This window comes from Nonomuraea sp. NPDC054003, from assembly GCF_055585125.1.
Genome location: NZ_JBVJKR010000030.1, coordinates 1 through 18,603, shown reverse-complemented (window position 1 = coordinate 18,603; position 18,603 = coordinate 1). Strand labels below are relative to the sequence as shown.

At 72.5% G+C, this 18,603-nt stretch carries 17 protein-coding genes; all 17 read left to right on the top strand.

Features of this window, described 5'->3' with window-relative positions:
• Positions 1 to 353: 353 nt before the first annotated feature.
• Complete coding sequence (locus ACZ6YG_RS43760; protein WP_466021266.1) at positions 354 to 836, top strand: MFS transporter; 483 nt, start codon at positions 354 to 356, stop codon at positions 834 to 836.
• A 38-nt stretch (positions 837 to 874) separates the two neighbouring features.
• Positions 875 to 1,888: an LLM class flavin-dependent oxidoreductase gene (locus ACZ6YG_RS43755; RefSeq protein WP_187281121.1), complete on the top strand. Its 1,014-nt coding sequence runs from the start codon at positions 875 to 877 to the stop codon at positions 1,886 to 1,888.
• 17 nt (positions 1,889 to 1,905) lie between these two features.
• Entirely contained in the window at positions 1,906 to 3,108 is a 1,203-nt protein-coding gene (locus ACZ6YG_RS43750) for an acyl-CoA dehydrogenase family protein (protein WP_148031083.1), read from the top strand.
• Positions 3,105 to 3,854 carry an SDR family NAD(P)-dependent oxidoreductase gene (locus ACZ6YG_RS43745; protein WP_148031084.1) on the top strand — a complete coding sequence of 250 codons (750 nt, stop codon included), beginning with the start codon at positions 3,105 to 3,107 and terminating at the stop codon, positions 3,852 to 3,854. The genes ACZ6YG_RS43750 and ACZ6YG_RS43745 overlap by 4 nt, the downstream gene beginning before the upstream one ends.
• A 10-nt stretch (positions 3,855 to 3,864) precedes the next feature.
• Entirely contained in the window at positions 3,865 to 5,040 is a 1,176-nt protein-coding gene (locus tag ACZ6YG_RS43740) for an acyl-CoA dehydrogenase family protein (RefSeq protein ID WP_271280435.1), read from the top strand.
• The gene (locus ACZ6YG_RS43735) at positions 5,037 to 6,179 is read left to right on the top strand and encodes an acyl-CoA dehydrogenase family protein (RefSeq protein WP_466021265.1); all 1,143 of its coding nucleotides are present in this window, start codon (positions 5,037 to 5,039) and stop codon (positions 6,177 to 6,179) included. The genes ACZ6YG_RS43740 and ACZ6YG_RS43735 overlap by 4 nt, the downstream gene beginning before the upstream one ends.
• Entirely contained in the window at positions 6,176 to 6,964 is a 789-nt protein-coding gene (locus ACZ6YG_RS43730) for an amidohydrolase family protein (protein ID WP_466021264.1), read from the top strand. The genes ACZ6YG_RS43735 and ACZ6YG_RS43730 overlap by 4 nt, the downstream gene beginning before the upstream one ends.
• Positions 6,965 to 7,107: 143 nt before the next feature.
• Positions 7,108 to 8,475, top strand: coding sequence for an acyclic terpene utilization AtuA family protein (locus ACZ6YG_RS43725; RefSeq protein ID WP_466021263.1), 1,368 nt, complete (start codon positions 7,108 to 7,110; stop codon positions 8,473 to 8,475).
• A 1-nt stretch (position 8,476) separates the two neighbouring features.
• On the top strand, positions 8,477 to 8,842 hold the full coding sequence (locus ACZ6YG_RS43720; RefSeq protein ID WP_466021262.1) for an AtuA-related protein: 366 nt from the start codon (positions 8,477 to 8,479) through the stop codon (positions 8,840 to 8,842).
• On the top strand, positions 8,839 to 11,076 hold the full coding sequence (locus ACZ6YG_RS43715; protein ID WP_466021261.1) for an acetate--CoA ligase family protein: 2,238 nt from the start codon (positions 8,839 to 8,841) through the stop codon (positions 11,074 to 11,076). Before ACZ6YG_RS43720 ends, ACZ6YG_RS43715 begins: the two co-directional genes overlap by 4 nt.
• Positions 11,073 to 11,888, top strand: coding sequence for an enoyl-CoA hydratase/isomerase family protein (locus ACZ6YG_RS43710; protein ID WP_271280219.1), 816 nt, complete (start codon positions 11,073 to 11,075; stop codon positions 11,886 to 11,888). Before ACZ6YG_RS43715 ends, ACZ6YG_RS43710 begins: the two co-directional genes overlap by 4 nt.
• A complete protein-coding gene (locus ACZ6YG_RS43705; RefSeq protein WP_466021260.1) occupies positions 11,885 to 13,066 on the top strand; it encodes a thiolase family protein in 1,182 nt (393 codons plus the stop codon). The genes ACZ6YG_RS43710 and ACZ6YG_RS43705 overlap by 4 nt, the downstream gene beginning before the upstream one ends.
• Positions 13,067 to 13,082: 16 nt before the next feature.
• The gene (locus ACZ6YG_RS43700; protein WP_219551448.1) at positions 13,083 to 13,841 is read left to right on the top strand and encodes an SDR family NAD(P)-dependent oxidoreductase; all 759 of its coding nucleotides are present in this window, start codon (positions 13,083 to 13,085) and stop codon (positions 13,839 to 13,841) included.
• Complete coding sequence (locus tag ACZ6YG_RS43695) at positions 13,838 to 14,602, top strand: crotonase/enoyl-CoA hydratase family protein (protein WP_466021259.1); 765 nt, start codon at positions 13,838 to 13,840, stop codon at positions 14,600 to 14,602. The genes ACZ6YG_RS43700 and ACZ6YG_RS43695 overlap by 4 nt, the downstream gene beginning before the upstream one ends.
• 11 nt (positions 14,603 to 14,613) lie before the next feature.
• Positions 14,614 to 15,762, top strand: coding sequence for an acetyl-CoA C-acyltransferase (locus ACZ6YG_RS43690; protein ID WP_397199309.1), 1,149 nt, complete (start codon positions 14,614 to 14,616; stop codon positions 15,760 to 15,762).
• Between the two features lie 3 nt (positions 15,763 to 15,765).
• Positions 15,766 to 17,709: a 2-oxoacid:acceptor oxidoreductase subunit alpha gene (locus ACZ6YG_RS43685; protein ID WP_466021258.1), complete on the top strand. Its 1,944-nt coding sequence runs from the start codon at positions 15,766 to 15,768 to the stop codon at positions 17,707 to 17,709.
• 1 nt (position 17,710) lies between these two features.
• The coding region (locus ACZ6YG_RS43680) for a 2-oxoacid:ferredoxin oxidoreductase subunit beta (protein WP_466021284.1) at positions 17,711 to 18,603 on the top strand (893 nt) is incomplete at its 3' end.

The window sequence follows — 18,603 nt, the reverse complement described above, 5'->3', positions numbered from 1 at the left end:
CGGCGCGGTCTGAGAGCGCGGGTTCGGGGCTTGTGGCGAGTGCGGGGCCTGCGGTGGCCGCTGGGGAGGCGCGGTCTGAGAGCGCGGGTTCGGGGCTTGTGGCGAGTGCGGGGCCTGCGGTGGCCGCTGGGGAGGCGCGGTCTGAGAGCGCGGGTTCGGGGCCTGTGGCGAGTGCGGGGCCTGCGGCGGACGCTGGAGAAGTGCGGCCCGCGCCTGCGGGGCCGGGGTCTGCGGCGGTTGCGGGGGAGGTGCGGTCCGATAGCGGGGGGCCGGGGGTGGTGACGTCGTTGGTGCGGGTTTCGGTTGTGGCCGGGCTTGGGACGTTGTCCATTGGTTCGCTCACGACCTTTGCTGTGAGCACGCTCACGCGGGCCGGGCTCGATGTCAGTACGGCGGGGCTGGTGATCTCGGTCACCAGTCTCGTGTCGCTCGTCGTGCGGCTCGGCGCGGGGCGGCTGGCGGACCGGCGCGGGTCGGACGGGTTCAGGCCCGCGGCCGTGATGATCGCCGCCTGCGCCCTGGGGATGCTCGCGATGGCCTCGGGCGGCACCGCGCTCACCGTGGCCGGCACCGTCGTCGCCTTCTGCGGCGCGTGGGGCTGGCCCGCGTTGCTGCTGATGGGCGTGCTGGCGCAGCATCCGGACCGGCCGGGAGTGGCCGGGGCCAGGTTCCAGCTGGGCACCGCCCTGGGCGCGGCCACCGGGCCGCTGCTGTTCGCCGCCGTGTCCGAGGCCGCGGGCCTGCACGCCGCCTGGCTCACCGTGACGGCCTGCACGGCGTTGTCCGCGGCCCTCGTCCTTCTCAGCAGCCGGACCCGAGTTGCAGGACGAGGATAATCATGTGTATCAATAGGAGGGATTGCAGAGGAGTCAGGATGGGTTCTGGAGTGCGGTTCGGCATCCTCACCACGCCGATCCACGGCGCCGAGACGCCGTACGGGCAACAACTGAGAGAGCACCGCGAGCTGGTCAGGGTCGCCGACCAGCTCGGCTTCGACATGATGGTGGCCGGTCAGCACTTCCTCGGCACCGAGCTGCGCTACTACCAGCCGGTCCCGTACCTCACGTACCTGCACGGCGCCGCGCCCCGCATGACCGCCGTCACCGGGATCATGCTGCTGTCCATGGCCAACCCGGTCGACCTGGCCGAGCAGATCGCCACGCTCGACGTGGTCACCGACGGCCGCTGCGTCTTCGGCGCCGGGCTCGGCTACTCCGAGCGGGAGTTCCGCGCCTTCGGCATCGACTCCCGCTCCAAGGTCAAGCGGTTCGAGCACGGCCTCGCCCTCATCAAGGCCCTGTGGTCGGGGGAGAAGGTCGACTTCGACAGCCCGTACTGGAAGGTCGAGGACGTGCTCCCGGCCGTCCAGCCGGCGCGGCCGGGCGGGCCGCCCGTCTGGATCGGCGGCCAGTCGGAGGCGGCCGTGCGGCGCGCGGCACGGCTGGGCGACGCCTGGTACGCGCCGCCGTTCCCCAGCCACGACGAGCTGGCCGGCCTGCGCGAGATCTTCCTGGAGGAGCGCGCCGCGCACGGCCTGCCCCTCGACGGCGACTTCCCGCTGCGCCGCGAGCTCATCGTGGCCTCCTCCCGCCGCGAGGCGGAGGAGCTGGCCCGGCGGCGCAGCGCCCTGCGCTACCAGACCTACCGCTCGTGGGGCCTGTCGGGCGAGAACACCCCGGTCCAGGCGGACGCGCCCGGCATCGACGTCGAGCGGCAGTTCCTGCTCGGCTCGCCGGCCGAGATCGTCGACCAGCTCGGCCGGCTCCGCGACGAGCTGGGGATGACGCACTTCATGTTCAAGTCGCACTGGCAGGGGCTCCCGCACACCGAGGCGATGCGCCAGCTTGAGCTGTTCGGCACCCGGGTGCTGCCCGAGCTGGCCGGTTGAGACGCAGAGAGGATCAGATGGTGACAGCCACCGACATGGCCGGCGAGGCGGCGCAGGAGCTCGGAGCGCTCGTGCGCGACTTCGGTCTCAAGGAGATCCGCCCCCGGATCCGGGAGCTGGAGGAGGCCGGGGAGTTCCCCCGCGACCTCTACCGGCAGATGGGCGAGCTGGGCTTCTTCGGCTGCTGCTTCCCCGAGCAGGTGGGCGGGACCGACGCCGGCTACCAGGCGCTGGCCGCGGTCGCCGAGCAGCTCGCCTGGGCCTACCCGCCGCTGAGCGCCGCGATGAACCTCCAGGCCGCGACCGTGCCGCTGACCATCGCCAACTGGGGCGCCGCCGAGCTGGTCGAGCGGTACGTGCCCGGCCTGATCTCCGGCACGCTCCTGGGCTGCAACGCGATGACCGAGCCCGACGGCGGCTCCGACCTGCTGGGCGCCATGCGGACCAGGGCCGTGCGCGACGGCGACCACTACGTCATCACCGGCAGCAAGATGTGGATCACCAACGCGAACGTCGCCGACGTCGCCGTGGTCTACGCCAAGACCGATCCCGAGCTGGGCCACCGCGGGGTGAGCGCGTTCGTGGTGCCCACCGGCACGCCGGGCTTCGCCACCAGCCGGGTGCCCTGCCGGGTGCTCGGCAAGCTGATGCCCACCAACGAGGTCATCCTCAGCGAGGTCCGGGTGCCGGCCGCCAACCTGCTCGGCGAGGAGGGCGAGGGCTTCAAGGTCGCCATGAGCGCCATGGACTACGGCCGGCTCTCCGTCGCCGCCCGCTCGGTCGGCCTCGCCCAGGCCTGCCTGGACGCCTCGGTCGAGTACGCGAACCAGCGCGAGGCGTTCGGCCAGCGGATCGGCTCCTTCCAGATGGTCAAGAAGCAGATCGCGGACATGGCCTGCGAGGTGTCGGCCGCCAGGGCTCTGGTCCAGGACGCCGCCGCCCGCTACGACGAGGGCGTCATCCCCACCCGGGAGAGCTCCATCGCCAAGTACTACGCCGGCGAGGTGTGCAACCGGGCGGCCCAGGCCACCGCCGAGATCTTCGGCGGTTACGCCTTCAGCGACGAGCTGCCGATCAGCACCTATCTCAACTACGCCAAGCTCTGGCAGACCGGCGAGGGCTCGGCCAACATCCAGGCCGTCCTGATCGCCGACGACGCCCTGGGCTGGAAGTCCATGGACCGGCACCGCCGTCCATCCAAGCCGGGAGCGCGCGCGTGAACCTGGAACTCGACGGCAAGGTCGCCATCGTCACCGGAGCCAGCCGCGGCCTCGGCGCCGCGGCCGTGCGCAGCCTGGTGGCCGAGGGCGTGAACGTGGTGGCCGCCGCCCGCTCCGGCGACGAGCTGGACAAGCTCGCGGCCGAGGCGCCGGGCCGCATCGCCGGCGTCGTGTGCGACATGCGCGACGCGGCCGGGCTGGCGGCCCTGCCGGAGCGGGCGCTGCGGGAGTTCGGCCGGCTGGACATCCTGGTCAACAACGCCGGCATCGCGCCCGCGGGGAAGTTCCTGGACGCCACCGCCGAGCTGCTTGAGGACGTCTTCGCGGTCAACGTGGTGGCGCCCGCATTGCTCGCCCGCGCCTGCGGCGAGATCTTCGTCGGGCAGGGCTCGGGCAAGGTCGTCAACGTCGCCTCCATCTCCGGCGTGCGCGGCAAGGGCAGCCTCGCGGTCTACTCGGCGTCCAAGGGCGCGCTGGTCCGGCTCACCGAGGCGCTGGCCGCCGAATGGTCCAGGCACGGCGTCCAGGTGAACGCGATCGCCCCCGGCGCGTTCGCCACCGAGGCGCAGCGCGCGGTGCTCGACGACCCCGAGACGCTGCGCCGCCGGGTCGCCAAGATCCCCGCCCGCCGGGTCGCCGACCCGGCGGAGATCGGCGCCCTGGTCTGCTACCTGGCCTCGCCGCTGAGCGGCTTCGTCAGCGGGGCCACGTACGTCATCGACGGCGGCGAGACCGCCAAGATCTGAGGAGACTCCTGTGAACGGTTTTCGGCTCAGCGATGAGCAACTCCACCTGCGCGAGGTCGCCGCGAAGGTGGCCAAGGAGGTGTACGCGCCCAAGGCCGCGCAGTGGGACCTGGAGCGCGCGCCGCTGCCCGCCGAGGAGGTGACGCGCCTGGCCGAGCTGGGCTTCCTCGGCCTGGCCCTGCCCGAGGAGTACGGCGGCGCGGGCGGCACCCTGCTGGACGCCCTGATCGTGATCGAGGAGCTGGCCAAGGAGTGCCGCTCCGCCGCGTTCCAGGTGTTCGAGGCGAACGTGGGCCCGGCCCGGGTGCTGGAGTTCTTCGGCACCGAGGAGCAGCGCCAGAAGTACCTGCCGAAGGTGGTGACGGGCGAGGTGACGATGGCCATCGGCATCTCCGAGCCCGACGCCGGCTCCGCCGCCACCGACATGACCACCCGGGCGCGGCTGGAGGGTGACGAGTACGTCATCAACGGCACCAAGCGGTGGATCTCCAACGGCGGCCACGCCGACCACTACCTGCTCTACTGCAGGCTCAGTGACGCGCCCGGGTCGAAGGGCATCGGCGCGATCATCGTGTCCGCCGACACGCCCGGCCTGTCGTTCGGGCAGCGGGAGCGGCTGATGGGCTGGCGCACCATCCCGTCCGCCGACCTGATCTTCGAGGACGCCCGGGTGCCCGCCGAGAACCTGGTGGTCGGGCCCGGCGGGTTCCGCGACCTGTTCGGCGTCTTCTCCATCGAGCGGCTCGGCAACTCCACCATGAGCCTGGCCCTCGGGCAGGCCGCGCTGGACCGCGCCGTCGCGTACGTGCAGGAGCGCAAGCAGTTCGGCCGGACGCTGGTCGAGTTCCAGAACGTGCAGATGACCGTCGCCGACATGGCGCTCCAGGTCGAGGCCGCGCGGCTGCTCATCTACCGGGCGGCGGGCAACGCCGGCCGCGGCCTGCCGGACCCGCTGGAGGTGTCGCTGGCCAAGTGCTTCGCCAACGAGATGGGCAAGCGGGTCTCCGACCTGGGCATGCAGATGCACGGCGGCAACGGCTACACCGAGGAGTTCGGCCTGGAGGCGCTGCACCGCGACGCGCACGGCTGGGCCATCGCCGGCGGCACGCCCGCCATCCAGCGGGTCAGGATCGCCTCCGAGCTGTTCGGGCGCGGCTTCGACCAGCGTCCGGCGGCCGCGCGATGAGCGGCGCCGAGTTCGAGCTGCCCGAGCGCTATCACGGGCTGCGCGAGGAGGCCGCGGCGCTCGCCGCGTCGGTCGCGCACCTGGCCGCCGAGGCGGACGAGGCCGACGCGATCGACCCGGGGATGCGCGCGGCGCTGGCCGCGAGCGGGCTGGCCGCCGTGTGCGTGCCCGCCGAGTACGGCGGCCGGTACGCGGACATCGACCCGCTGGCCGTCGCCGTCGTCCGCGAGCAGCTGGCCGCCGAGAGCGCGCACCTGGACTCGCTCTTCGCCATGCAGGGCATCGGCAGCTACGCGCTGGCCAGGGGCGGCACGCCCGAGCTGCGCGAGCGGTGGCTGCCCCGGGTGGCCGCGCTGGACGCGATCGCCGCGCTCGGGCTGACCGAGCCGGACATCGGCTCCGACCTGCGCGGCACCGCCACCACCGTCGCCGAGGACGGCGACGAGCTGGTGGTCGACGGTCACAAGTCGTTCATCACCAACGGCGGCGACGCCGACTTCTACTGCGTGCTGGGCAAGGAGGAGGCGGGCCTGTCCATGGTGCTGGTGCCCGCGGACACGCCCGGCCTGACCACCACCCGCCCGCACCAGATCATCGCCCCGCACGTCCTGGGCGACGTGGTGCTGGACGGGGTCCGGGTGCCCCGGTCGTGGCGGCTGGGCGAGCCCGGCAAGGGCATGCGGCTCGGCCTGGCCACGCTGGCGACCTTCCGGGTGTCGGTGGCCGCCGCGGCGGTCGGCACCGCGCAGGCGGCGCTGAAGGAGGCCACCGTGCACACCGCGAACCGCGAGCAGTTCGGCCGGCCGCTCATCCAGCTCGGCGCCGTGGCCGACCAGCTCGCCAGGTCGTGGACCGAGATCGAGATGGCCCGCGCGTTCACCTACCGGGCCGCCGCGGCGGCCGCCCGCGACCCGCTGGGCAGCCTGCACCTGTCCTCGATGGCCAAGGTGGCGGCGACCGAGACGGCCGGCCGGGTGGTCGACCGGTGCGTCCAGGTGATGGGCCGGTTCGGGCTGGTCCGGGGGTCGAAGATCGAGCGGCTCTACCGTGCGGCCCGGCCGATGCGCGTCTACGAGGGCGCCACCGAGGTCATCTTCGACTCGCTCTCCCGCAAGCTGGTCAAGGAGCTCGCCACATGATCATCGACGCGCACGCGCACGTCTGGCCGGACGAGATCGCCCGCAAGGTGCTGGCCGACCGCCCGGTCGGCCTGGACCCGGTGCACGACGGGACCCTGGACGGCCTGCGGGCCACCATGGACGCGGCCGGCATCGACCTGGCCGTCTGCCTGGCCGTGGCCAACGTGGCCAGGCACGTGGCCGGCACCAACCGGTTCATCGGCGGCATCGACCGCACCAGGTTCATCCCGTTCGGCACCGTCCACCCGGACCTGACGGTGGAGGAGAACCTCGCCTCGCTGAAGGACAACGGGATCCCCGGCGTGAAGCTGCACCCGCTGTTCCAGGAGCTGTCGCTGGGCGACTCCCGGGTGGTGGAGCTGCTGTCCGCGCTGGCCGAGGAGGGCATCGCCGTCATCACGCACGTGGGCGCCGGCGGCGACGAGGCGGCCAACGAGCGGGGCGCCTCGCGGCACATCCCCGCCCTGGCCGAGCGCATCCGGGGGCTGACCCTGATCGCCTGCCACTTCGGCGGCTACCACCGGCTGGAGGAGGCGGAGGAGGTCGTGGCCGGCTCCGGGGCGGTGCTGGAGACGTCCTGGCCGCCCAGCCTCGGGAGCCTGCCGCCCGAGCGGGTACGGAAGATCATCGAGAGGCACGGCGCCGATCGCGTGGTGTTCGGCTCCGACTGGCCGATGACCGACCCGGCCACGGAGATCGCGGCGGTGCGGGCGCTGGGCCTGCCGCCGGAGGACGAGGCCGCGATCCTCGGCGGGAACCTGGCGGGCCTCCTGGGCCTCCAATGACCGTGGTGCCGCCGCGCGTCCCCCGGCCGCGGCGGCGCCACGCAAGCCCGCCACCAGGAGAAATTCGATGAGGCTGACCGATTGACGCGGCCGAATCTATGCATAAGATTAGCATCAAGTGAGATCGTGATGGGGAGCAGCGAGTGAAGACAGTCCGACTGGGTGCGGGTATGGCTTTCTGGGGGGACAGCGTGCTCCCCGCCGTCCAGATGGTGGAGCGCGGGGAGATCGACTACCTCTGCTGCGACCATCTGGCCGAGCTGACCATGTCGATCCTGAGCAAGCAGAAGTCCCGCAACCCCGAGTACGGCTACACGCGTGACGTGCTCGACCTGCTGCGCCTGAGCATCCGCCAGTGCGTGACCAACGGCGTCAAGGTCATCACCGACGCCGGCGGCGCCAACCCGCGCGCCTGCGCGGAGCGGGTCGCCGAGCTGTGCAAGGACCTCGGCCTGACCGGCGTCCGCATCGCCGTGGTGACCGGCGACGACATCAGCGGCGACATCGACCGGCTGATGGCGCAGGGCGTCTCGTTCACCAACATGGACACGGGGGAGCCTCTCTCCTCGGTCCGTGACAGGCTCACCCACGCCAACGTCTACACCGGCGCCGACGGCATCGTGACGGCCCTGGAGCAGGGCGCCGACATCGTCATCTGCGGCCGGGTCACCGACATCGCGCTCTACCTGGGGCCGTTGCGGCACGAGTTCGGCTGGGCCGCCGACGACTGGGAGAGGCTCGGCATGGCCACCGTCGTCGCGCACGCGATCGAGTGCGGCGGCCAGGCCACCGGCGGCCTCTACGACGGCGGCTGGTGGAAGACCCCCGGCCTGGAGAACCTCGGCTACCCCATCGCGGACGTCAGCGAGGACGGCACCGCGGTCATCACCAAGACCCCCGGCAGCGGCGGCAGGGTGGACATCGGCACGGTGAGCGAGCAGCTCGTGTACGAGATCCTCGACCCGGCCAACTACCTCACCGCCGACGTCACGGCCGACTTCTCCGGCGTCCGGCTCACCGAGGTCGGCCCGGACCAGGTCCGCATCACCGGCGGCACCGGCCGCGCCCGCCCCGACACGCTCAAGGTCAACATGGGCTACCGGGCCGGCTTCATCGGCGAGGTCCAGTTCACCTACACCTGGCCCGACGCCTACGCCAAGGCCCGGCGCGGCATCGAGTTCCTGGAGAACCGGCTCGACAGGGCCGGCTTCAAGTCCGACGACGTGCAGATCGAGTACGTCGGGCGCAACTCCATGTGGGGCGACCGGGTGGCCGAGCCCGACCCGGCGGACGACGACCTGCTGGAGCTCGTGGTGCGCTACGCCGCCCGCTGCCCGGACGAGACCGAGGCGCGCAAGGTCTTCACCGAGAGCGTCCCCCTGTACAACAACGGCCCGGCCGGCGTGGGCGGCATCGGCACCCGCCCGCCGCTGAAGGAGCTGTTCTCGCTCTGGCCCTGCCTGATCCCCCGCGAGCACGTGACCGCGGCCGTCGACATTCTGGAGGTCTGAGATGGCGAACATCAGGGTCGCCGACATCGCCCACGGCCGCTCGGGCGACAAGGGCGACGTGTGCAACGTCGGCCTGGTCGCCTACGACGACGCGGGCTACGCCTCGCTGAAGAGCGAGCTCACCGAGGAGCGGGTCAAGGAGCACTACGGCTCCCTCGTGCGCGGCACTGTCACCCGCTACGAGATCCCCGGCATCAAGGCGCTCAACTTCGTGCTCACCGGGGCGCTCGACGGCGGGGGCACCCGCTCGCTGCGCTCGGACCACCTGGGCAAGACCATGTACGCCTGGCTGCTGCGCATGGAGATCACCGCCGCCGAGGACGTCCCCACCTACCCGACGGGACCGCGGCCGGAGGCGGTCGCGTGATCACCGTCACCGGCGCGGAACCCGCCGTCCAGACGCTCTTCAACCCCCGGTCCGTCGCCGTGATCGGCGCGTCGAGCAAGCCCGGCACGCTCAGCTGGTGGCCGCTGCGCCTGCTCGTCCAGTACGGCTTCGCGGGCGGCGTGCACCCGGTCAACCCGTCCCGCAGCGAGATCGAGGGCGTGCCCTGCGTCGCCTCGCTCGCCGACGTCGGCGGGCCCGTCGACCTGGCGCTCATCGCGCTCAACGCCAAGAACACCGTCCAGGCCGTACGCGACTGCGCCGCCGCCGGCGTCAAGGTGGCCGTGCTGCCCTCGCAGGGCTTCGGCGAGACGGGCGAGGACGGCCGGGCCATGGAACGCGAGATGCTGGCCGCCGCCCGCGAGAGCGGGCTGCGCATCGTCGGCCCCAACACCGACGGCGTCGGCAACCTGGCCACCGGCGCGCTCGCCACCATCCAGCCCATCTTCGGCCAGGGCGTCGAGCCCGGCCGGGTCGCGGTGATCACCCAGAGCGGCGCCACCGCCGCCTCCCTGATCATGCGGCTCAAGGAGGAGGGCATCGGCACCCGGCTGTACGCCAGCGCCGGCAACGAGATCGACCTGGGCCTGGCCGACTACCTGTCCGTCGCCCTGCAGGACCCCGAGGTCTCCATGGTGGTCTCGTTCGTCGAGGCCATCCGCCGCCCCGACGACTTCGTCAAGGTCGCCGAGCTGGCCGCCGAGCTGGGCAAGCCGATCGTGCTCATCAAGGTCGGCAGGACCGAGCAGGCCGCCCGCCGGGCCGCCGCGCACACCGGCGCGCTGGCCGGCGCCGACGAGATCTACCAGGCGGTCTTCGACTCGCTCGGCATCATCAGGGTCGACGAGCTCAGCGAGGTCGTCGCCGTCGCCAAGTTCTACCTGTCACGCGGGCTGCCCCAGGACGACGGCGTCGCCATCATGTCCGTCTCCGGCGGGCAGGCCGGCGCGCTCGCCGACCGGGCCGCCCGCTCCGGCGTCACCGTGCCCGACCTCGGCCCGGCGGCCACCGCCGAGCTGGAGGAGCTGCTGGCCTTCGGCACCGCCATCAACCCGTGCGACCTGACCGGCGAGGTGGCCAGGGACAGCGGCCTGGCCACCGCCGCCTACACCGCCTTCGACGCCGACCCGGCCATTTCCACGGTCGTGTACGCGCGCAAGGAGCTGACCGGCGACGCCGGGCGGCGCGCCTCCGAGCGGATCGCCGCGGCCGCCGCGCCGAAGGAGCGCACCCCGCTCGCGATCTACTCCATGGACGGGGAGCTCAACGACGAGGAGAAGGCGGCGTTCGCCGAGGCGGACATCCCCGTCTTCACCTCGGCGGGCGAGCTGTTCACCGCCGTCCGCACGCTGGCCGCCTACCGGCGCGGCGCCGAGCGCGCCCGCACCAGGAAGACCGGCCCGGCGGCCCGCACCGGGGAGTCCGGTGGGGCGGGAACCGTCCCGGCGATCCGCACCGGGGAGTCTGGTGGGGCGGGAACCGTCCCGGCGGCCCGGACCGGGGAGTCCGGCCAGGCGGCCTCGCGCGCGCTGCCCGGCGGCGCCGGCCCGCTGGACGAGGCGGCCGCCAAGGCGCTGCTCGCCGAGTACGGGGTCGCCGTCCCCGCCGAGGCGCTGGCCACGAGCGCGGACGACGCGGTGGCGCACGCCGAGCGGATCGGATACCCGGTCGTGCTCAAGGTCGCGGACGCCCGCGTCCCGCACAAGACCGAGATCGGCGGCGTCGAGGTCGGCCTGGCCGGCGCCGCCGCCGTGCGCGCCGCGTACGAGGGGATCGACGCCCGCGCGCGGGCACACCTCGGCGACGCCCCCGAGGGCGTGCTCGTGCAGCAGCAGATCACCGACGGCGTCGAGATGATCGCCGGCATCGTGGTGGACCCCCAGTTCGGCCCGTTCGTGCTACTGGGCAGCGGGGGAGTGCTCACCGAGCTGCTCTCCGACGCCGTGCTGCGGCCCGCCCCGGTGGAGCCCGGCGAGGTCCGCGACATGATCGCGGAGCTGCGCGGCCGGAAGCTGCTCACCGGCTTCCGCGGCGCCCCGCCCGCCGACGTGGACGCCCTGGCGGACACCGTCAGCGCCCTGTCGAGGCTCGGCGCCGACCACGCGGACCGGATCGCCGAGCTGGACCTCAACCCTGTGCTCGTCCGGCCCGCCGGCCACGGCGCGGTCGCGGTCGACGCACTGATCGTCCTCGGCGAGACGGAGGAGAGCCGATGAGCAGCGGCGAGAAGATCCTGGTGACCCGGCGTGGCAGCCTCGGGCTCGTCACGCTGAACCGAGCCAAAGAGCGTAACCCCCTCGACCAGGAGACGGCGGCCGGGCTGCGCGACGCCTTCCTCGGCCTGTTCGCCGACCCGCAGGTGCGTTCGGTGGCCGTGACCGGCGACGGGGACGCGTTCTGCGCAGGCGGCGACCTGAGGCAGATGCGGGAGCTGGCCGAGGGCGACGTCGAGGACGCGTACCTGTGGCCCGGCGCCATCGTCGACCTGCACCGGCTCATGCTGGAGGCGCCCAAGCCGGTGATCGCCGCGGTCCACGGGCCCGCCTACGCGGGCGGGATGGGCCTGGCCGGGATGTGCGACGTCATCCTGGCCACGCCGAAGGCCCGGTTCGCGATGCCCGAGGTGAAGATCGGGCTCTTCCCGATGATCATCGTGGCGCACCTGGCCAGGTCGCTGCCCCGCAAGCGGCTGCTGGAGATGATGCTGACCGGAGAGAGCATCGACGCCGACGAGGCGCACCGGCTCGGCTTCGTCAGCAAGGTCTACCCCGACCGCGACGGCCTGATGGAAGGGCTGGACGCGTACGCGGCCAAGTTCGAGGCGGTCAGCCCGGCGGCCGTCCGCCTCGGCAGGCGCGCCTTCACCCTGCTCTCCGACATGCCGGCCGGGCAGGCGCTGGACGCCGCCCAGTTCCTCAACCTGCCGTTCTTCCTCGGCGGCGACCTGCGCGAGGGCACCCAGGCGTTCTTCGACCGGCGCCCGCCCCGCTGGACCACCCCCGACGACGAGCTGGAGAAGACCTCATGAGGACAGCCGTGGTGGTCGACGCGGTCCGTTCCCCGATGGGGAAGGGCAAGCCCGGCGGCGCGCTCTCCGAGCTGCACGCCGTCGAGCTGCTCGCCCAGGTGCTGGCCGGGCTCGTGAACCGTACCGGCATCGACCCCGGCACGGTCGAGGACGTGATCGTCGGCTGCGTCAGCCAGGCGGCCGACCAGTCCGTCACCCCCGGCCGGATGGCCTGGCTCGCGGCCGGGTTCCCCGAGCACGTGCCCGCCACCACCATCGACCGCCGCTGCGGATCCAGCCAGCAGGCGCTGCACTTCGCCGCCCAGGGCGTGCTCGCCGGCGCCTACGACGTGGTCGTCGCGGGCGGCGTGGAGTCGATGAGCCGGGTGCCGATGGGGTCGGCGCGGATGGGCCGCGACCCGTACGGGCCCTCGGTGACCGAGCGGTACGCGCCCGGCCTGGTCTCCCAGGGGGTGGCGGCGGAGCTCGTGGCCGCCAAGTGGGCGCTGGAGCGCGAGACGCTCGACGCCTACTCGGCCCGCTCCCACCATCGGGCCGCCGCCGCGGCCGACGCGGGACACTTCCGCGACGAGATCGTGCCGATCACCGTGCCCGGCGGGACCGTCGTCGACCGCGACGAGACCATCAGGCCAGGCACCACCGCCGAGCGGCTGGCCGGGCTCAAGCCCTCCTTCCAGGACGAGGAGGCCGCCCGGCGCTTCCCCGAGATCGGCTGGCGGGTCACCGCCGGCAACTCCTCGCAGATCACCGACGGCGCCAGCGCCGTGCTGGTGATGAGCGAGGAGCGGGCCGAGCGCCTCGGCCTGACCCCGCTGGCGCGCTTCCACGCCTTCTCGGTGTGCGGCGACGACCCGGTGACGATGCTCACCGCCCCCATCCCCGCCACCGCCATGGTGCTGGAGCGGGCCGGGCTCGACCTCGCGGACATCGACCACGCCGAGGTCAACGAGGCGTTCGCGCCGGTGCCCCTGGCCTGGCAGGCCGAGTACCCGGTCGCCGACGAGGTGCTGAACCCGGTCGGCGGCGCCATCGCGCTCGGGCATCCGCTCGGCGCGTCCGGCAGCCGGCTCTTCACCAGCATGCTGTGGAACCTGCGCCGCACCGGCGGGCGCTGGGGCCTGCAGACCATGTGCGAGGCCGGCGGGATGGCCAACGCGACCATCGTCGAACGTCTGTGAACAGGAGTTCATCACCGTGAAAGTGGAAGGATCCGTCGCGCTCGTCACCGGCGGCGCGTCCGGGCTCGGCCTGGCGACCGCGACCCGGCTCGCCCGGGGCGGCGCGAAGGTCGTCATCGCCGACCTCCCCGGCTCGCCCGGCGAGCAGGTGGCGGCGGACCTCGGCTGCCGGTTCGCGCCCGCCGACGTCACCGACCCCGAGCAGGTGACGTCGGCCCTCGACGCCGCCGCCGGACTCGGCCCGCTGCGCGCGCTCGTGCACTGCGCCGGCCGCGGCGGCACGGTCCGCGTCGTCGACAGGGAAGGCGCCCCGGGCTCGCTGGAGGACTACACCCGCATCGTCACCACCAACCTGATCGGCTCGTACAACGTGATCCGGCTGGCCGCGGCCCGCATGTCCGCCACCGAGCCGGTGGACGGCGAGCGCGGCGTGTGCGTGCTGACCGCCTCCGTCGCCGCCTACGAGGGACAGATCGGCCAGGTCGCCTACGCCTCCTCCAAGGCCGGCGTGGTGGGCATGACGCTGGTGGCGGCCCGCGACCTGTCGCGGCGGCTCATCCGCGTGTGCAGCATCGCCCCCGGCGTGTTCGACACCCCGATGCTCGGCCGGCTGCCGGAGGAGGTGCGCGCCTCGCTCGGCGCGGCCGTGCCGCACCCCAGCAGGCTCGGCGACCCCGCCGACTACGCGGCCCTGGCCGAGCACATCATCGCCAACCCGATGCTGAACGGCGAGACGATCCGGCTCGACGGCGCGATCAGGATGGCTCCCCGATGAGCGCCCCCGTCCTGGTGGCCGACGAAGGCCCGGTGCGGCTCATCACCATCAACCGGCCGCAGGCCCGCAACGCCGTCGACCTCGCCGTCGCCGAGGGCATCGAACAGGCCCTCGACGCGTACGAGGAGACGCCCGGCCTGTGTGCCGCCGTCATCACCGGCGCGGGCGGCACCTTCTGCGCCGGCATGGACCTGAAGGGCTTCCTGCGCGGCGAGCGTCCCTCGACGGCCAGGAGCGGGTTCGCCGGTCTGGTCGAGCGCCCCCCGAGCAAGCCGCTCATCGCCGCGGTCGAGGGCTACGCGCTGGCCGGCGGGTTCGAGATCGTGCTGGCCTGCGACCTCATCGTGGCCGCGGAGTCGGCCGTGTTCGCCCTGCCCGAGGTCCAGCGCGGGCTCGTCGCCGCCGGCGGCGCGCTGCTGCGGCTGCAGCACCGGCTGCCCTACCACCTGGCCATGGAGCTGGCGATCACCGGCAGGCGGCTGAGCGCCGCCGACGCCGCCGCCCACGGCCTGCTGAACCGGCTCGTCCCCGAGGGCGGGGCGGTCGCGTCCGCGCTCGAACTGGCGCGGGCGGTGGCCGCCAACGGCCCGCTGGCCGTCTCGGCGAGCAAGAAGATCATGACCGAGTCCGCGCACTGGCCGCCCGAGCAGGCGTTCGACCGTCAGCGCGAGATATCGGAACCCGTCCGTGCCTCCGAGGACGCCCGCGAAGGCGCCCGCGCCTTCACCGAGAAGCGGGCTCCCGTGTGGCAGGGACGTTGACAGGAGAAACCATGCGAGAAGCCTTCATCGTCGGCGCGGTGCGGTCCGCGGTGGGCCGCCGCCGCGGCGGACTGTCCGGCGTCCACCCGGCCGACCTCGGCGCCGAGGTCGTGGCCGCGCTGCTGGACCGCGCCGGCATCGCCGGCGAGCACGTGGACGACGTCGTCTTCGGCTGCGTCAGCCAGATCGGCGCCCAGTCGACCAACATCGCCAGGGTCGTCGCGCTGTCCGCGGGCCTGCCCGAGTCGGTGCCCGGCACCACCGTCGACCGGCAGTGCGGCTCGTCCCAGCAGGCGGTCCACTTCGCCGCGCAGGCGGTCGCGTCCGGCGCGCAGGATCTCGTGGTGGCGGGCGGCGTCGAGGTGATGAGCCTGATCCCGATCGCCTCCTCCGCCATCGTGGGCGCCGACGCCGGCATGGGCATGCCCCGGGGCGGCCGCAAGTGGGCGGAACGCTACGGCGACCAGGAGATCAGCCAGTTCCGCGGCGCGGAGACGATCGCCGCCAAGTGGGACGTGAGCCGCGCGGCCATGGAGGAGTTCGCGCTGGCCAGCCACCAGCGGGCCGCCGCGGCGGCCGGCGCCGGGCTCTTCGCCGGCGAGATCGTCCCGGTCGCCGGGCTGGAGGCCGACGAGGGCCCGCGCCCCGAGACCAACCTGGAGAAGATGGCGACCCTCCAGCCGCTCGTCCCCGACGGCCGGCTGACCGCCGCCACCTCCAGCCAGATCTCCGACGGCGCCGCCGCGCTGGCGATCGCCTCCGGAGACGCGGTACGGAGGCTCGGGCTCACGCCGCTGGCCCGCGTGCACAGCATGGCGGTCGTCGGCTCGGACCCGGTGCTCATGCTCACGGGCCCGATCCCGGCCACCGAGGCGGTGCTGCGCCGGGCCGGGCTCAAGCTCGGCGACATCGACGCGTTCGAGGTGAACGAGGCCTTCGCCTCGGTCGTCCTGGCCTGGCAGCGCGAGACCGGCGCCCCGGCCGATCGCGTCAACCCGCTCGGCGGCGCGATCGCGCTCGGCCATCCGCTGGGCGCGACCGGCGCGCGGCTGATGACCACGCTCGTCCATCACCTGCGCCGCAACGGCCTGCGTTACGGCCTGCAGACGATGTGCGAGGGCGGCGGCATGGCCAACGCCACGATCATCGAGGCGGTCTGAGCTGTGATCAAGCAGGTTCGGCAGCTCGATCGGGTGATCATCCGGTTCGCCGGTGACTCCGGTGACGGCATGCAACTCACCGGTGACCGGTTCACCGCGGGCACCGCCGAGTTCGGCAACGACCTGTCCACGCTGCCCAACTTCCCCGCCGAGATCCGCGCCCCGGCCGGCACCCTGCCCGGCGTGTCCAGCTTCCAGCTGCACTTCGCCGACCACGACATCCTCACCCCCGGCGACGCCCCCAACGTGCTCGTGGCGATGAACCCCGCCGCGCTCAAGGCCAACCTTTCGGATCTGCCGCGCGGCGCGGACATCATCGCCAACACCGACGAGTTCACCAAGCGCAACCTGGCCAAGGTCGGCTACCCGGCCAGCCCGCTGGAGGACGGGTCGCTGGCCGAGTGGCGGGTGCACTCCGTGCCTTTGACGTCGTTGACGGTCAAGGCGCTGGAAGACGTCGACATCAGCAAGAAGGACGCCGAACGCGCCAAGAACATGTTCGCGCTCGGCCTGCTGTCCTGGCTCTACCACCGCCCGACCGAGCAGACCATCAGCTTCCTGGAGACCAAGTTCGCGCGGAAGCCGGAGATCGCCAAGGCCAACATCGCCGCCTTCCAGGCCGGCTGGAACTTCGGCGAGACCACCGAGTCGTTCTCGGTCTCGTATGAGGTGAAGCCGGCCCGGCTGGCGCCGGGTGTGTACCGCAACATCTCCGGCAACCAGGCGCTGGCCTACGGATTGATCGCCGCCGCCGTCCAGGCCCGGCTGCCGTTGTTTCTGGGGTCGTATCCGATCACTCCGGCCTCGGACATCCTGCACGAGCTGTCGAAGCACAAGCAGTTCGGCATCCGCACCTTCCAGGCCGAGGACGAGATCGCCGGTGTCGGTGCGGCGCTGGGGGCGGCGTTCGGCGGCGCGCTCGGGGTGACCACGACGTCCGGGCCGGGCGTGGCGTTGAAGGCCGAGACGGTCGGGCTGGCCGTCACCACGGAGTTGCCGTTGATCGTGGTGGACGTGCAACGGGCCGGCCCTTCCACCGGGATGCCGACCAAGACCGAGCAGACCGACCTGCTGATGGCGTTGTTCGGCCGCAACGGCGAGTCGCCGGTGCCGGTCATCGCGCCGATGTCGCCCAGCGATTGTTTCGACGCTGCGGTGGAAGCCGCCCGCATCGCGGTGGCCTATCGGACGCCGGTGATGCTGCTGTCGGACGGTTATCTGGCCAACGGGTCGGAGCCGTGGCGGCTGCCGGAGGTGTCCGCGCTGCCGGACATCAGCGTGCCGTTCACCACCGAGCCGAACGGCGAGGACGGGGCGTTCCTGCCGTTCCAGCGGGACCCGGACACCCTGGCCCGGCCGTGGGCGATCCCCGGCACGCCCGGTCTGGAGCATCGCATCGGCGGTATCGAGAAGGCGGATGGCACCGGGAACATCTCCTACGATCCGGACAATCATGACCGGATGGTGCGGTTGCGTGCGGCCAAGGTGGCGGGCATCGACGTGCCGGATCTCCAGGTCGACGACCCCCACGATCGTGCCGACCTGGAGGTTCCCGGCGGTTCTGCCGGGTCTGGCGGGTCTGGGTCTGGTGGGTCTGGGTCTGGTGGTGGTGCGCGGGTGCTGGTGCTCGGGTGGGGTTCCACCTACGGCGCGATCGCCGCTGGGGTGCGGCGGGTGCGGGCGGCGGGCGGGAAGGTGGCCCAGGCGCATCTGCGGCATCTGAACCCGCTGCCGGCCAACATCGGTGACGTGCTGGCGCGCTACGAGAAGGTGTTGCTGCCGGAGATCAACCTGGGTCAGCTGGCGTTGCTGCTGCGGGCCCGGTTCCTGGTGGACGTCATCAGCTACAACCGGGTGCGGGGGCTTCCGTTCAAGGCCGAGGAGCTGGCCGCAGTGATCCAGGACGTGATCGACCGTGATGATCAGCGGGTGAACGGCAGTGACTGACATGAACGGGCTCGTCAACGGCAAGGGCCTGTCTCTGGTGCCCAAGACCGACGTGAAGCAGACCCTGAAGGACTTCAAGTCCGACCAGGAAGTGCGCTGGTGCCCCGGCTGCGGTGACTACGCCATCCTGGCCGCGGTGCAGTCGTTCCTGCCTGAGCTGGGGCTCAAGCGCGAGAACATCGTGTTCGTCTCCGGGATCGGCTGCTCCTCCAGGTTCCCGTACTACCTCAACACCTACGGCGTGCACTCCATCCACGGCCGCGCGCCCGCGATCGCCACCGGGCTGGCGGCCTCGCGGCCGGATCTGAGCGTGTGGGTGATCACCGGTGACGGGGACGCCCTGTCGATCGGCGGCAACCATCTGATCCACGCGCTGCGCCGCAACGTCAACCTCAACATCCTGCTGTTCAACAACCGGATCTACGGGCTGACCAAGGGCCAGTACTCGCCCACCTCCGAGGTCGGCAAGGTCACCAAGTCCACCCCGATGGGATCGCTGGACAAGCCGTTCAACCCGATCTCCCTGGCCCTGGGGGCGGAGGCGTCGTTCGTGGCCCGCACCCTGGACTCCGACCGCAAGCACCTGCAGGCGGTGTTGCGGGAGGCGACCGCGCACCGGGGCGCGTCCCTGGTGGAGATCTACCAGAACTGCAACATCTTCAACGACAACGCCTTCGAACCACTCAAGGACCCGGAGCTGCGCGACGACATCACGTTGAAGCTGGAGCACGGCCGGCCGATCGCCTCAGCATCCAAGGCGGTCATCCGGGCCGCGAACGGCAGCCTGGAGGTCGTCCCCCGCGACAGCGTGGAGGAGGACCGGATCCTGGTGCATGACGCGCACAACCCCGACCCGTCGGTGGCGTTCGCGCTGTCCCGGCTGGACGAGCCCGC

Excerpts from the sequence above, each read along its gene's own strand:
- ACZ6YG_RS43755 (WP_187281121.1), top strand. The coding sequence starts at position 875 with ATGGGTTCTGGAGTGCGGTTCGGCATCCTCACCACGCCGATCCACGGC.
- ACZ6YG_RS43750 (WP_148031083.1), top strand. The coding sequence starts at position 1,906 with ATGGTGACAGCCACCGACATGGCCGGCGAGGCGGCGCAGGAGCTCGGA.
- ACZ6YG_RS43735 (WP_466021265.1), top strand. The coding sequence starts at position 5,037 with ATGAGCGGCGCCGAGTTCGAGCTGCCCGAGCGCTATCACGGGCTGCGC.
- ACZ6YG_RS43730 (WP_466021264.1), top strand. The coding sequence starts at position 6,176 with ATGATCATCGACGCGCACGCGCACGTCTGGCCGGACGAGATCGCCCGC.
- ACZ6YG_RS43720 (WP_466021262.1), top strand. The coding sequence starts at position 8,477 with ATGGCGAACATCAGGGTCGCCGACATCGCCCACGGCCGCTCGGGCGAC.
- ACZ6YG_RS43710 (WP_271280219.1), top strand. The coding sequence starts at position 11,073 with ATGAGCAGCGGCGAGAAGATCCTGGTGACCCGGCGTGGCAGCCTCGGG.
- ACZ6YG_RS43705 (WP_466021260.1), top strand. The coding sequence starts at position 11,885 with ATGAGGACAGCCGTGGTGGTCGACGCGGTCCGTTCCCCGATGGGGAAG.
- ACZ6YG_RS43695 (WP_466021259.1), top strand. The coding sequence starts at position 13,838 with ATGAGCGCCCCCGTCCTGGTGGCCGACGAAGGCCCGGTGCGGCTCATC.
- ACZ6YG_RS43690 (WP_397199309.1), top strand. The coding sequence starts at position 14,614 with ATGCGAGAAGCCTTCATCGTCGGCGCGGTGCGGTCCGCGGTGGGCCGC.